This window comes from Actibacterium sp. (genome assembly GCF_055134745.1).
Genome location: NZ_JBSRVX010000002.1, coordinates 16,546 through 30,588, shown reverse-complemented (window position 1 = coordinate 30,588; position 14,043 = coordinate 16,546). Strand labels below are relative to the sequence as shown.

The following is a 14,043-nucleotide window of genomic DNA, read 5'->3' as shown; positions in this document are numbered from 1 at the left end:
TGCTGGCCGCGCCCCCGCATCAAAAGGGTTGGACGAATCCCATCCACCCGCGCGATCGTGAAACATGCAGTTTCTTGGCACCCCACCCGCAGGCCAGCATTCGCGCTTCGAGGATGCGCAGGGCCTGTTGGTGGGCACGGCCCTGACGGCGCTGGGGGTGCATCTTTTGCGCAGCGCCGATCTGATGACGGGGCAGATCGCGGGTCTGTCACTGGTGCTGGCGCAGGCCAGCGGGCTTGGCTTCGGGATGTGGTTCTTTGCACTGAACCTGCCCTTCTATTGGCTGGCCTGGCAGCGAATGGGGCCAGTCTTTGCCGTGAAAAGCTTTGTCTGCGTGGCCATGCTGTCGCTTCTGGTCGAGGCGCTGCAGGTGCTTGCCCCCTTTGGCGCGCTCAATACGCCGGTCGCGGCCCTTCTGGCCGGTGCCTGCGCCGGCACCGGGTTGCTGGTGCTGTTTCGCCACGGTGCCAGTCTGGGCGGAGTCGGCATTGTGGGGCTGTATCTGCAGGACCGCTATGGGTTCAAGGCGGGCTGGTCGCAGCTGATCTTTGATTTCGTCGTCTTCGGAATGGCCTTTTTTCTGTTTCCGCCGCTCAATGTCGTTTATTCCCTGCTGGGCGCAGTGGTTCTGAACGTGGTAATTGCCACGAACCATCGCCGCGATCGCTATATCGCCCAGTAGAGAGTTCCCATGCCGTTGCATTATATTTACCTCATCGTCGCGGTCGTCGCCGAAACCATCGGCACAACCGCCCTGCCCGCCACCCAGCAATTCACCCGTTTCTGGCCTTCGGCCATCGTGGTGGTGGGGTATGGCCTTGCCTTCTATTTCCTGACGCTGGTGCTGAAATTCATGCAGGTCGGTGTGGTCTATGCCCTGTGGTCGGGGCTCGGGATCGTGCTGATAACCCTTATGGGCTGGTTGATCTATGACCAGCGCATCAATCTGGCCACGGCGCTTGGCATGGGGCTTATCGTGGCGGGCATCGCGGTGATCCACCTGTTTGGCGAGGCATCAACGCAATAGCGGGAAATGCCGCGTTTCCCTCTGGCCTTTTGCGGTCGCAGCATGTATCGGGTCGCCAACTTCCTTTTCTCAGTCAGGCAGACCTATGGACCTTCGCAATATTGCGATCATCGCCCACGTTGACCACGGCAAGACCACTTTGGTGGACGAGCTGCTGAAACAATCGGGCACCTACCGCGAAAATCAGGCCACCACCGAACGCGCGATGGACAGCAATGATCTGGAGCGCGAGCGCGGCATCACGATTCTGGCCAAGGCGACCTCGGTCGAATGGCGCGGCATGCGCATCAATATCGTCGACACCCCCGGCCATGCCGATTTCGGCGGCGAGGTCGAGCGCATCCTGTCGATGGTCGATGGCGTGGTGCTGCTGGTCGATGCCGCCGAAGGCCCGATGCCGCAGACCAAATTCGTCACCGCCAAGGCGCTGCGCCTGGGCCTGCGTCCCATCGTGGTGCTGAACAAGGTCGACAAGCCCGATGCCGAGCCCGACCGCGCCCTGGATGAGGTGTTCGACCTGTTCGCCAATCTGGGCGCCGATGACGAACAGCTTGATTTCCCGCATCTTTATGCCTCGGGCCGGTCCGGCTGGGCCGACGAGACGCTGGACGGGCCGCGCAAGAACCTGGATGCGCTGTTTGAAATGGTCGTACGCCATGTGCCCGCGCCCAAGCAATTGGCCGACCGCGACCAGCCCTTTCGGATGCTGGCCACAACCCTTGGCGCCGATCCGTTCATCGGCCGCATCCTGACCGGCCGCGTCGAAAGCGGCACGCTGAAGGTCGGCGAAACCGTCAAGGCGCTGTCGCGTGACGGATCGCTGGTTGAAAATTTCCGGGTCACGAAGATTCTGGCCTTCCGCGGGTTGTCGCAACAACCGATCGACTTGGCCGAGGCGGGCGATATCGTGTCGCTGGCCGGCATGGTCAAGGCGACCGTCGCCGATACGATCTGCGCGCCCTCGGTGAGCGAGGCGATTCCGGCCCAGCCGATTGATCCGCCCACCATCACCGTGACCTTTGGCATCAATGACAGCCCGCTGGCGGGCCGGGACGGCAAGAAGGTGCAAAGCCGCGTCATCCGTGACCGGCTGATGAAAGAGGCCGAATCGAACGTGGCGATCAAGGTCACCGACGCCCCCAGCGGCGATGCGTTCGAGGTTGCGGGCCGCGGCGAATTGCAGATGGGCGTTCTGATCGAGAACATGCGCCGCGAAGGGTTCGAGTTGTCGATCTCACGCCCGCAAGTCCTGTTTCGCGAAGAAAACGGCGTGAAGCTGGAGCCGATCGAGGAAGTGACGATCGACGTCGATGACGACTATTCCGGCGTGGTGATTGAAAAGATCACCGGTGCACGCAAGGGTGAACTGGTCGAGATGAAACCGGCCGGCGCAGGTAAGACCCGCATCATCGCCCACGTGCCGTCGCGCGGGCTGATCGGCTATCATGGCGAGTTTCTGACCGATACGCGCGGCACGGGTGTTCTGAACCGGGTGTTCCATGAATGGGCCCCGCATAAGGGCCCGATTCCGGGCCGTCGTGCGGGGGTTCTGATCTCGATGGAAACCGGCACCTCGGTCGGCTATGCGATCTGGAAACTGGAAGATCGCGGCCGGTTCTTCATCGGTGTGCAGGAACCGGTCTATACCGGAATGATCATCGGCGAACACAATCGCGACAACGATCTGGAAGTGAACCCGTTGCGGGCCAAGCAGTTGACCAACGTGCGCGCCAGCGGCACGGACGAGGCCGTGCGTCTGACCACCCCGATCACGATGTCGCTGGAGGCCGCCATCGCCTATATCGACGATGATGAACTGGTCGAGGTCACGCCGAACGCGATCCGTCTGCGCAAGCGCTATCTGGATCCGCATGAGCGCAAGCGGATGGCCAAGGCCGGCTGACCACACGCCGCGCGCATGACGCGCGGCGGGCCTGCGGCGCGAGTATTTTTACCAAGAAGATGACAGGTTGCGGATCAATCCGCCGCCGCAAGAATCGCTTCGGCGGCGCGGATCGCGGCATCGGCATTTGCCGTGTCGCGCGCCCCGCCCTGGGCCATGTCGGCACGCCCGCCGCCGCCCTTGCCGCCCAGTTCCGATACCGCGGCGCGCACCAGATCGACCGCCGATATACGTGCTGTCAGGTCGTCGGTCACACCGGCGGCCACGGCGGCCTTGCCATCAGCCTCGGCGATCAGCAGCACCGCGCCGGACCCGATGCGGGCCTTGTGCGCGTCGATCAGGGCGGGCAGATCCTTACCGGAAACACCCGACAAGACCTGAGCAATCAGATCCATGCCATTGATATTGCGTGGTTCCGGTGCATCGGCCTTGCCCCCTGACATCGCCAGGTCGCGGCGCAGCTGGGCCAGTTCGGCCTGCATCGCCTTGCGCTCGTCCAGAAGGGCGCGCAGGCGATCGGGCAATTCGGCGGCAGGGCTTTTCAGCAGGGCGGCGGCCTGATCCAGACGGTGTTGCATCGCTGTCAGATGGTCCAGCGCTGCCTGCCCGGTCAACGCCTCGATCCGGCGCACACCGGCCGATGAGGCGCTGTCGCCCAGCACGACGCACAGGCCGATATCGCCGGTCTGGCGCACATGGGTGCCGCCGCACAGTTCGATCGACCAGGTCTGCCCGCCCGCACCCTTGCCGGTTGGGGCGCGGCCCATCGAGACCACGCGCACCTCGTCGCCGTATTTCTCGCCGAACAGCGCCTGCGCCCCGATGGCACGGGCATCGTCGGGGGTCATGATGCGGGTATCGACCGGGGTGTTCTGGCGGATATAGTTGTTGATCTCGGTTTCGACGGTGGCGATTTCATCCGGGGTCAGCGCCTTGTTGTGGCTGAAGTCAAAACGCAGCCGGTCTGGGGCATTCAACGAGCCGCGCTGCGCTACATGGGTGCCCAGCGTTTCGCGCAGCGCCTCGTGCAGCAGGTGGGTGGCCGAATGATTGGCGCGGATCGCACTGCGGCGTGTATGATCGACCTGCAGAACGGCGGCTGTACCGGGCGTGATCCGGCCCTCGGTCACCTCGACGAAATGGATGAAGACGCCGGCCGACTTGCGGGTATCGGTTATGCGCGCGCTGCCGGTTTCGGTTTTCAGCCTGCCGGTATCGCCCACCTGCCCGCCGGATTCGGCATAGAACGGCGTCTGGTTCACGACGATCTGCACGGTTTCGCCGGTCTCGGCGGCATTCAGCCGCGCGCCATCGCGCACCAGCGCCACGATCTGGCCTTCGGCCTGTTCCGTGTCATAACCCAGAAATTCGGTGGCGCCATGCGTTTCGGCCAGTTCGAACCAGAGCGCCGAATCCTGCGCCTCGCCCGATCCGGCCCAGCTGGCGCGGGCACGGGCCTTTTGTTCGGCCATCGCCGCCTCGAACCCGGCGACATCAACGCCACGGCCCTGTTCGCGCAGCGCATCCTGGGTCAGGTCCAGCGGGAATCCGAATGTATCATACAGCCGGAAAGCCGCGGCCCCCGGCAATGGTGCGCCATCGGGAATGCGGGCAAGTTCATCCTCAAGCAGGCGCAGGCCGCGTTCCAGTGTCTGCTTGAACCGGGTTTCCTCGGTCTTCAGGGCCTCTTCGATCATCGACTGCGCCCGCCCCAGTTCGGGATAGGCGGCCCCCATCTGGCGCACCAGCGACGGCACCAGCCGATACATCACCGGATCTGGCGCGCCCAGCAGATGTGCATGGCGCATGGCGCGGCGCATGATGCGGCGCAGCACATAGCCGCGGCCTTCGTTGCTGGGCATCACGCCATCGGCGATCAGAAACGCGGTCGAGCGCAGGTGGTCGGCGATCACGCGGTGATGCACGTTGCCCGGCCCGTCAGGATCGGTCGATGTCGCATGGGCGCTGGCCTCGATCAGGGCGCGCATCAGGTCGGTATCGTAATTGTCATGCTTGCCTTGCAGCAACGCGCCGATCCGCTCCAGCCCCATGCCGGTGTCGATCGACTGCAGGTCGAGCGCGCGCATGGTGCCATCCTCGAACTGCTCGTTCTGCATGAAGACCAGGTTCCAGATTTCGATGAAACGATCGCCATCCTGTTCGGCTGACCCCGGCGGGCCACCCCAGATCTCGGGGCCATGGTCAAAGAAAATCTCGGTGCAGGGGCCACAGGGGCCGGTCGGACCCATCTGCCAGAAATTGTCATTCGTCGGAATGCGGATGATGCGATCATCGGGCAGACCGGCCACTTTCTTCCAGATATTCGCCGCCTCGTCATCAGTGTGATAGACGGTGACCAGCAGCTTGTCCTTGGGAATCCCGAATTCGCGGGTCAGCAATTCCCAGGCAAAGGGAATGGCACCTTCCTTGAAATAGTCGCCAAAGCTGAAATTTCCCAGCATTTCGAAAAAGGTATGATGGCGGGCGGTATAGCCGACATTGTCGAGATCGTTATGCTTGCCGCCGGCGCGCACGCATTTCTGGGCGCTGGTGGCGCGGTTGTAATCGCGATGTTCAACACCGGTAAAGCAGTTCTTGAACTGCACCATGCCCGAATTGGTGAACATCAACGTGGGATCGTTGCGCGGCACCAAGGGCGAGCTTTCGACGACCCGATGATCGTTCTTTTCAAAGAAATTCAGAAAGGTAGAACGGATTTCGTTCAGGCTGGGCATCGGGGCGGCTTTCGTGGCTATGCTGGTCTGACCTGCACGTTTATCCCCGACGCCCGCCCCTGTCCACTGTCGTCAGGCCCTAGCTTTCGACCACGTCCTCGTCTGAACCGTCATCGCTGCTCATCCCGAAATCCAGCCCATGCGCGGCGCGGATCTTGTCTTCGATATCCAGCGCGATCGCGGTGTTTTCCTTCAGAAAGGTCTTGGCATTTTCGCGGCCCTGACCGATCCGCTCATCGCCATAGGAATACCAGGAGCCGGATTTTTCGACCACACCGGCCTTGACGCCAAGATCAATCAGCTCGCCGGTCTTGGAAATGCCTTCCCCATACATGATGTCGAATTCAACCTGACGGAAGGGCGGCGCCACCTTGTTTTTAACCACCTTGACGCGGGTCTGGTTGCCGACCACCTCGTCACGATCCTTGACCGAGCCGAAGCGCCGGATATCCAGCCGCACCGAGGCATAGAATTTCAGCGCATTGCCGCCGGTCGTGGTTTCAGGGCTGCCGAACATCACGCCGATCTTCATCCGGATCTGGTTGATGAAGATCACCGTACACTTCGAGCGCGAGATCGACCCGGTCAGCTTGCGCATGGCCTGACTCATCAGGCGCGCATGCACACCAACCGAGCTGTCGCCCATATCGCCCTCGAGTTCCGATCGGGGGATAAGTGCTGCAACGGAATCGACGACAACCATGCTGACCGCGCCCGAGCGCACCAGCGTATCGACGATTTCAAGTGCCTGTTCACCCGTGTCGGGCTGTGAAATCAACAGCTCATCCAGGTTAACGCCCAGTTTGCGGGCGTAAAGCGGGTCCAGCGCATGTTCGGCATCGACAAAGGCGCAAACGCCGCCTTTTTTCTGTTCCTCGGCAATACAATGCAGCGTCAGCGTGGTCTTGCCCGAACTTTCCGGCCCGTAGATCTCGATAATCCGGCCATTGGGAATGCCGCCAATGCCCAGCGCGATATCCAAACCCAATGACCCGGTCGAGGTCGCCTCGATCTCGGCCACCGGGTTGTCGGCGCCCAGCCGCATGATCGACCCCTTGCCGAACTGCCGCTCGATCTGTGCCAGCGCGCTGTCCAGCGCCTTGGTTTTCTCGGAACTACGCTTGTCGCTCATTTTCAGGATATCCGCGGTGCCCATGATTCAAATCCTTATTTCACAGCCGCGCATTGGCGGCAACGCTTGCTCTTGTTCGCCTCTTGTTCTTATATGTATGAGAATAAAACCAGAACATTGCAAGAAATTTCTCTAAAATCATGTTCAACCACGACGGGTTAAGGAATAGTTTATGAAAACGAGAATGGCGGGGATTGCGGGCAATGATGGTGTTCTGGAACGCGCGGCTGGTGTTTCTGGCGGTGCCCAAGACCGGCACCCAAGCCTATAGCGCGGCCCTGGGCGCAGGGGCTGACATTGTCATACGGCATCCGCCCGAGATGAAGCACATGACCGCGCAGAAATTTCGGCGCCGTTTCATGCCCTTGATGCCCTCGGGCAAGGCAAGGCTCGAAACCTGCGCGGTGATTCGCGATCCGGTCGACTGGCTGGGAAGCTGGTATCGCTATCGCGGGCGGGCGGCCCTTGACGGGCATCCCAATTCAACGGCCGGGATCAGTTTCGACCAGTTCGTTGCCGCCTATCTGTCTGACCACCAGCCCGCCTATGCCAGCATCGGGTCGCAGGCCCGGTTCGTTTCCGATCGCGAGGGGCACGTGATCGTCGATCACCTGTTCGCCTATGAGACGCCGCAGGCGCTGAACGACTTTTTGTCGGCGCGGCTGGGGCAGGTTTTTGTGCAGCCCGAACAGCGCAATGTCTCGCCGCGGGCGGCCACGGTGCTGTCAGAAGAACTCGCCCGGCATCTGCAGATACAGCATGCCGCAGATTTCGCCCTGCATCACGCCGTATCGGCGGGCCAAAGACCCACCCCCGGCTGAGGTCAGGCCAGCTGGTCGCGGATTGTCGTGGTCAGTTCGGTCAGCGAAAAGGGCTTTGGCAAGAACACCGAGTTGGGAATTTGCATCTGCGTATCGGCGAAACTGTCCTGGGCATAACCCGAGACGAAGACCACCTTGGTTTGCGGCCGGTCGCGAAGGGCACGGCGCACCCACTCGGGGCCATCCATGCCCGGCATGACCACATCCGTCACGAAGACATCGACCATTATGTTGCGATCGCGCAGTGTTTCCAGCGCCTGTTCTGCACTGTCGGCCTCAAGCACGGTATAGCCTCGCATGCGCAGCGCCCGCGAGGCAAAGGCGCGAACGGGCGCTTCGTCTTCGACCAGAAGAATGACGCCCTCACTCGGATCGTTGCCAGGCGACATCTGCCTTGGCCCGCCCGCCCTGGGGCGCGCGGGGATCACGGGCGCCTGCCCCGCCGGTGCCTGAAACGTGATACGTGATTCGACGGGCAGCGGCCCCCCGGTACGGGGTGCGCCCGCCACCACGGCCTCATCCTGGCGCAAGACCCGCGGGGAAGACCCATCCGCAGCGCGCCGAAAGACCGCCGCGCTGGCCGGAACGGAGGCGGGCAGCATCTGGAATTCATCGGCTTCGGGCTGCAGATGGATCGGCACCGCGACCTCTGGTTGAACCGGCAGTTCCACACGGTGCTCGGGGAAATACAGGGTAAAACAACTGCCCTCGCCCGGTATACTGTCGACAAAGATGAAGCCGCCGCTTTGCTTGACGATTCCATAGGCCGTCGACAGGCCCAGCCCGGTGCCCTCGCCAACGCGCTTGGTGGTGAAGAACGGCTCGAATATCTTGGTCAGCTTGTCGGGGGCGATCCCTGCCCCTTCATCAATGACGCGCACCAGCACATAACTGCCGGGCGGCACGATGGCCCGGTCGCGACGCAGCTCGCTTGTCAGCCGATGCGTGGCGGTTTCAATGCGGATCTCTCCGCCTGCGGGCATGGCATCACGCGCGTTCACCACCAGGTTCATGATGACTTGCTCCAGTTGCCGTTTATCGGCACGGATATGCGGCAGGTCGGGGTCATGTGACACGGTCAGGGTAACACGCTCGCCCACCAGGCGGTTGAGCAAATGTGTCAGGTCGGCAAGCGCATCGCGCAGATCGACCACTTCGGGGCGCAATGTCTGTTTGCGCGAAAAGGCCAGCAATTGCCCGACCAGGCTGGCCGCGCGGTTGGCATTCTGGTTGATCTGCATCAGATCACCGAAATCCGGATCGCTTTGATCATGTCGCAACAACAGCAGGTCGCAATGCCCGGTGATCGCGGTCAGCAGATTGTTGAAATCATGGGCGACGCCGCCAGCCAGCTGGCCGATGGCCTGCATTTTCTGGCTTTGCACGAATTGCGCTTCCAGCGTTTTCAACTCGGTCGCGTCATGCAGAACCGCGACCAGTGCGGGCTGGTCGTTTTCCATAACCCGGCTCAGCGTGATCTGCAGGAACACCTCCTTGTCATCGCGCCGCACACGCATGACCTCGGCCCGTTGCAGAATGCGGCCATCCGCCACCTCTCGCAGCCAGTCAAGCACCGACCTGCCCAGCCCTTCCACCAGATCGCCCAGTTGGGCCGCATCGGTCGGGCTGCCAAGCAGATCACGCGCCAGCCTGTTGGCCATGGCCACCCGCCCGGTCGGCGTCAGTTTCAGCAAGGCCACGGGCAGCGCGTCAAAAAAGCCTTCGTTAAAGCCGGCCGTATCCGGCACCGCTCCTGCAGGCAAAAGATATACATCGCATCCACCGCCGGGGCGGTCGATCTGCGCCAGGCGCAGGTTCAGCGGCCCTTGCACCCCCGAAAGCGAGACCACCGTGCCATTGCGCACCGGTCCACCGGGAATGATATCGTCCAGCGCGGCAATCGACGACCCCAGCAAACCCCGTGCCGCCACATTCATCGACAGCAGGTTGCCATGTGGCCCGAAGGAAAGATGTGGCACCGTCGCGCTGCCGAGAAGATCGCCGGGCGCATTTCCAAGCTCGTCCAGCCGCCAGTATATATGCTGTGGCGAAAGCCGGTGCGCGCTGATCCGCAGCGGGCCGCGCGTAGAGATCACATCTTCCTGCGCGGCGCCCTGGGCCTGTGTCATCGACCACAGACGGCGCACGACCGGTGCGGGATCGGCAAAAAGCGCCGACAGCGCCACCACCAATGTTTCGCCCGGCGCGCCTTCGTGCAAGCGGGCGGCGGCCGGATTGCGCCACACGACCGCCCCATCGGGATCGGTGGCAAAGCCCGCCGCATGGTCGAAGCGCGCAAAATTATCGGCCAGGGTTGCGATTTCCTGCGCAGATGCGCCTGCGCCGCCGAACAGGCGCACCAGCACCACCAGGGCGGTCAGCGTTCCTGCGGCGGCTGTCAGCAAGGTGGCCGGCAGCATCGCCGGAATCACCAGCGCGGCCGCCATAAGGACGACCGCCAGCGCCAGCAAAGGCCAGCCAGCCCGGCCAAATACAGCCACCGTATGCCGGAACTGCTGCAGTTCAAGCGTCAGAAAAGACACCTGCGATCTCCGTCCTGATTCGTCTGGGTATACTCTCTGCGCTATTAGGTTAAGCGCATGTTAACAATTCGAAGATTTTCAACGCCTTCAGGCGCGCGAAAGGATGCCGACAAAGAAGCCGTCGCCGCCATCAAGCGGCGTCAATTCACGCATCCTGTCGATGCTCCAACCTTTGTTGCGGGCAAGAAAGGCAGTCAACTGATCGCGATTCTCGCCCCGCAACAGCGAACAGGTCACATAGGCCAGCCGCCCCCCGGTCCGCACCAGCGGCGCGGCCTGGTCGAGTATACCGGCCTGAACTGCCATCAGCGCCTTCAGCGTCGCGGGCGTGAGACGCCATTTTGCCTCGGGGCTGCGCCGCCAGGCACCGCTGCCGGAACAGGGCACATCACATATCACCACATCATGGGGGGCGCCCTGCGCCGAATCCACCACCAGCGCGACATCCACCCCCGCCCGTTCGGCGCGCGCGGGCAGATCGCACAAGCGCTGCGGGTTTTCATCATGGGCATGGAACCGGGCCCGCGCCCGGCCCGCCAGCGCCAGTGTCTTGCCGCCGCCGCCGGCGCAGAAATCCAGCACCGATTGGCCGTCCTCGACCGGAATCATGTCGCTGACCGCCTGCGACCCGGCATCCTGCAACTCGACCAGCCCCTGTTGATACGCGCCCGAGGCCTGAACCTTGCGCGCATTTGCCTGCACCATCAGCGCCGTTGGCGACAGCGGATGCGGCACAGTCGTGATTCCATCGGCGGCCAGCGCCGCTTGCGCCTGATCACGCGACACCTTGCGCAGGTTGGCGCGCAGAAATACCGGCGCCCGCTGGCGCAGCGCCTGCATGACCGTGCGAAAATCGTCGCCCAGGCTGTCTTGCAACAGCGGCATCAGCCAGTCGGGGCAATCCAGCGCCACCGCGGGCGGCAAGTCATCAGGGGTCAGGCTCAGGGCCAGTTCGGTATCGCTCAGAGGTGCGGGGGCATATCCTTGGCCCGTAAACACGCTGCGCGGGTCGATGCCCGCCTCGCGCAGACCGCCCAGAATGACGCCCCGGCCGGTATCGCCGCCGCCCAAGGCAGCATGCGAGCGCAAGGCACGCAGGCCATCGAACACGATATCGCGTATCGCGCCCCGGTCGCCCGATCCGGCAAAGCGGTTCTGCCGCCCCCAGGTGGTCAACAGCTTTTCAGCGGGCTGACCGGCCAGAACACCATCCAGAATCTGGATCGCTGCGGCATATCTGGCCGCCGGAGTCATGGCGTCACAATCTTGACGTGATACATGTGGTATGACCAACAAGCCATTACGATATCAACCAATTCTGTAATTTGGGCTTTCGCGCGTGATCTGAACGTCATGCACATGGCTTTCCTTCAGCCCCGCCCCGGTGATGCGCACGAACTGGGTATTGTTGCGCATCTGCTCGATCGTGGCGGCACCGGTATAGCCCATGGCCGCGCGCAACCCGCCGACCAGTTGATGAATCACCGCCCCCGCCGACCCCTTATAGGGCACCTGGCCTTCAATCCCTTCGGGCACCAGCTTGTCGCTGGCGGCGTCCTTCTGGAAATAGCGATCGGCCGAGCCGCGCGCCATCGCGCCAAGACTGCCCATGCCGCGATAGCCCTTGAAGCTGCGGCCCTGATACAGGATCACCTCGCCCGGGCTTTCGTCGGTTCCGGCGATCATGCTGCCCACCATCGCGCAATGGGCACCCGCCGCGATGGCCTTGGCGAAATCGCCCGAAAACTTGATGCCGCCATCCGCGATCACAGGCACGCCGGTGTCACGCGCGGCGGCGGCGCAATCCATCACCGCGGTCAATTGCGGTACGCCGACACCGGCAACCATGCGCGTGGTGCAGATCGACCCTGGCCCGATGCCAACCTTGACCGCATCCGCCCCGGCCCCGATCAAAGCACGGGTCGCCTCGCCCGTGGCCACATTGCCAGCCATGACCTGAACCGCGTTCGACAACTTCTTGATCCGCTCGACAGCCATGGCCACGCCTGCGGAATGGCCATGCGCGGTGTCGATCACGATCAGATCGCAGCCCGCGTCGATCAGCGCCTCGGACCGTTCAAACCCCACATCGCCCACCGTCGTGGCGGCGGCAACCCGCAACCGGCCCAGCTCGTCCTTGGTGGCCTGGGGATTCAGCACCGATTGTTCGGCGTCTTTCAGCGTCAGCAGCCCGGTCAGCTTGCCCTGCCCATCCGTGACCAGCAGCTTTTCGATCCGGCGGGCCTTCATCAGGTTCAGCGCCTCGGCGCGGTCGGCCGGTTCGTTCAGGATGGCCAGGTTGTCGGATGTCATCATCACGCTGACCGGCGTGGAATCGTCACTGGCAAAGCGCATGTCGCGATTGGTGACGATGCCCATGACCCGGCCCGCATCATCGACAACGGGAAAACCGGTAATGTTGTATTCCGCCTGCAACGCCTTGGCATCGGCGAGCGTCTGGTCTGGGCGCAGCGTGATCGGGCGATAGACGATCCCGCTTTCAAAGCGCTTGACCTTGCGCACCTCTTCCCACTGTTCGCGGATTTCAAGGTTTCGATGGATGACACCCATCCCGCCGGCCTGGGCCATGGCAATGGCCATGCGCGCCTCGGTTACCGTATCCATCGCCGAGCTGAGCAGCGGAATGTTCAGGCGGATGGCCTGCGTGACGAAGGTGGATGTATTCGCCATGGATGGCAGCACCGAACTGGCAGCCGGAACAAGCAGAACATCATCGAAGGTCAGGGCCTCGCGAATCTCCATGGGGGTGCTCCTTGGGAGTTTTCGTTTGGCGCTTCCCTATTTCATGGTGCGGCAGGAAAGGAAAGACCCAAAGCGCGAGCGGCAGGCCTTAATCCGCCCCATGGCTTCGATCACATCAAACCCGCGCCGCATTGGTCTTGACCGCCAGTTGCCCCTTGGCCCATCCCTGCAAGACCTTGAAGGCGACCCACGGAATCAACAGCGTGCAGGCGACCAGAACCGCACCCCCCGCGATGCGGAACACATCGCCCTGCCCAGCCGCCGCCAAGGCCAGCATCAGCGAGCCATAGGCGGCCAGCGGAAAGGTGAACGCCCCCCAAAGCGGGCTGAACCCTGCGGCGGTGATCCAGCGCGCCCAAAACAGCAACAGCACCACGATGACACTTGCCAGCGCCGCGAACCCCACCGCCATTTGCCCATGCCCCAACATCAGTGCCACAGTGCCCAACAGTGCCGCAGGTGACAGATGGATGGCCAGCAGCGGGCGCAACGGCGAAGGCGGCATGCTGCGCGCAAGCTGGCCAAGGCTGATACCCCAGATGGCAACCGCGAAAACCGCCGTTACATAGAATATGATCTGGGCGGCCTGAACGAAGCCCAAGGGTATCATCGCCACGGGCGCGATGATGAAACCGACATAGCTCAGATGCCAGATCGGCGTGACCTGCCGCTGTTCGGGCGGCCCCTGCACCAGCAGGCGCAACAGCAGGATCACCAGCACAGCATGCAGCGCCAGCCCCAACCCAAGCGCGATCAGCGCGAGACTGCGACTGACCGGGATCACCCCCGCCGACACAAGGTAAAAGGACAGAACCATCGTGACCAGCCCCGCGCGGCCCGGCAGCACCCGCAGGTCTTCGCCCACCACACCCGGCCTGCGTGAGACCTTCAGACCATAGGCCATGGCCGCGAACACGAATAACAAGGTCACCGCGCCCAGTATCATCTCGCTGATCCCGGCGGGCAGGGCAAAAACCGCAGCGGCCCGCCGCCAGGCCAGGCCAAGCCCCAGCAAACCGAAGATCGAAGGGAATATGGCGGGGGGCACATGGGTGCCGAATTTTGCCTTGCTCAGCGGTTGCATTAATGGCTGCTCCTCTTTTTCTGCGGCATTCTCAT

At 62.8% G+C, this 14,043-nt stretch carries 10 protein-coding genes; 4 read left to right on the top strand and 6 right to left on the bottom strand.

Annotated features, from left to right (window positions below; genetic code table 11):
- Positions 1-64: 64 nt before the first annotated feature.
- The 3 genes from ACTCHC_RS00215 to typA all read left to right on the top strand — a co-directional run bounded on the left by ACTCHC_RS00215 (position 65) and on the right by typA (position 2,930).
- The gene (locus ACTCHC_RS00215; RefSeq protein WP_463020429.1) at positions 65-682 is read left to right on the top strand and encodes a YitT family protein; all 618 of its coding nucleotides are present in this window, start codon (positions 65-67) and stop codon (positions 680-682) included.
- 9 nt (positions 683-691) lie between these two features.
- On the top strand, positions 692-1,027 hold the full coding sequence (locus tag ACTCHC_RS00210) for a DMT family transporter (protein ID WP_463020428.1): 336 nt from the start codon (positions 692-694) through the stop codon (positions 1,025-1,027).
- An 85-nt stretch (positions 1,028-1,112) separates the two neighbouring features.
- Positions 1,113-2,930, top strand: a complete 1,818-nt coding sequence (typA, locus tag ACTCHC_RS00205; protein WP_463020427.1) for a translational GTPase TypA — start codon at positions 1,113-1,115, stop codon at positions 2,928-2,930.
- 74 nt (positions 2,931-3,004) lie between these two features.
- Here the strand turns inward: typA and alaS are convergent, their stop codons facing one another.
- Both alaS and recA read right to left on the bottom strand, forming a co-directional pair.
- Positions 3,005-5,665, bottom strand: a complete 2,661-nt coding sequence (gene alaS / locus ACTCHC_RS00200) for an alanine--tRNA ligase (protein ID WP_463020426.1) — start codon at positions 5,663-5,665, stop codon at positions 3,005-3,007.
- Positions 5,666-5,744: 79 nt separating this feature from the next.
- Positions 5,745-6,821, bottom strand: a complete 1,077-nt coding sequence (recA, locus tag ACTCHC_RS00195) for a recombinase RecA (protein WP_463020425.1) — start codon at positions 6,819-6,821, stop codon at positions 5,745-5,747.
- 179 nt (positions 6,822-7,000) lie between these two features.
- On the opposite strand from recA, the gene ACTCHC_RS00190 reads away from it, so the two are divergent.
- Positions 7,001-7,618: a gamma-glutamyl kinase gene (locus ACTCHC_RS00190; RefSeq protein WP_463020424.1), complete on the top strand. Its 618-nt coding sequence runs from the start codon at positions 7,001-7,003 to the stop codon at positions 7,616-7,618.
- Positions 7,619-7,620: 2 nt separating this feature from the next.
- On the opposite strand, the gene ACTCHC_RS00185 is transcribed toward ACTCHC_RS00190, so the two are convergent.
- The 4 genes from ACTCHC_RS00185 to ACTCHC_RS00170 all read right to left on the bottom strand — a co-directional run bounded on the left by ACTCHC_RS00185 (position 7,621) and on the right by ACTCHC_RS00170 (position 14,008).
- Positions 7,621-10,161 carry a hybrid sensor histidine kinase/response regulator gene (locus ACTCHC_RS00185; protein WP_463020423.1) on the bottom strand — a complete coding sequence of 847 codons (2,541 nt, stop codon included), beginning with the start codon at positions 10,159-10,161 and terminating at the stop codon, positions 7,621-7,623.
- A gap of 87 nt (positions 10,162-10,248) precedes the next feature.
- Positions 10,249-11,415 carry an RsmB/NOP family class I SAM-dependent RNA methyltransferase gene (locus ACTCHC_RS00180; RefSeq protein WP_463020422.1) on the bottom strand — a complete coding sequence of 389 codons (1,167 nt, stop codon included), beginning with the start codon at positions 11,413-11,415 and terminating at the stop codon, positions 10,249-10,251.
- Between the two features lie 54 nt (positions 11,416-11,469).
- Positions 11,470-12,924 (bottom strand): IMP dehydrogenase, encoded by a 1,455-nt coding sequence (gene guaB, locus ACTCHC_RS00175; protein ID WP_463020421.1) that lies wholly within the window; start codon positions 12,922-12,924, stop codon positions 11,470-11,472.
- A gap of 115 nt (positions 12,925-13,039) precedes the next feature.
- Positions 13,040-14,008, bottom strand: coding sequence for an SLAC1 family transporter (locus ACTCHC_RS00170; RefSeq protein ID WP_463020420.1), 969 nt, complete (start codon positions 14,006-14,008; stop codon positions 13,040-13,042).
- Positions 14,009-14,043: the final 35 nt, after the last annotated feature.

Coding starts and splice junctions, on each gene's coding strand:
- ACTCHC_RS00215 (WP_463020429.1), top strand. CDS start 65: ATGCAGTTTCTTGGCACCCCACCCGCAGGCCAGCATTCGCGCTTCGAG.
- ACTCHC_RS00210 (WP_463020428.1), top strand. CDS start 692: ATGCCGTTGCATTATATTTACCTCATCGTCGCGGTCGTCGCCGAAACC.
- typA (WP_463020427.1), top strand. CDS start 1,113: ATGGACCTTCGCAATATTGCGATCATCGCCCACGTTGACCACGGCAAG.
- alaS (WP_463020426.1), bottom strand. CDS start 5,665: ATGCCCAGCCTGAACGAAATCCGTTCTACCTTTCTGAATTTCTTTGAA.
- recA (WP_463020425.1), bottom strand. CDS start 6,821: ATGGGCACCGCGGATATCCTGAAAATGAGCGACAAGCGTAGTTCCGAG.
- ACTCHC_RS00190 (WP_463020424.1), top strand. CDS start 7,001: ATGATGGTGTTCTGGAACGCGCGGCTGGTGTTTCTGGCGGTGCCCAAG.
- ACTCHC_RS00180 (WP_463020422.1), bottom strand. CDS start 11,415: ATGACTCCGGCGGCCAGATATGCCGCAGCGATCCAGATTCTGGATGGT.
- guaB (WP_463020421.1), bottom strand. CDS start 12,924: ATGGAGATTCGCGAGGCCCTGACCTTCGATGATGTTCTGCTTGTTCCG.
- ACTCHC_RS00170 (WP_463020420.1), bottom strand. CDS start 14,008: ATGCAACCGCTGAGCAAGGCAAAATTCGGCACCCATGTGCCCCCCGCC.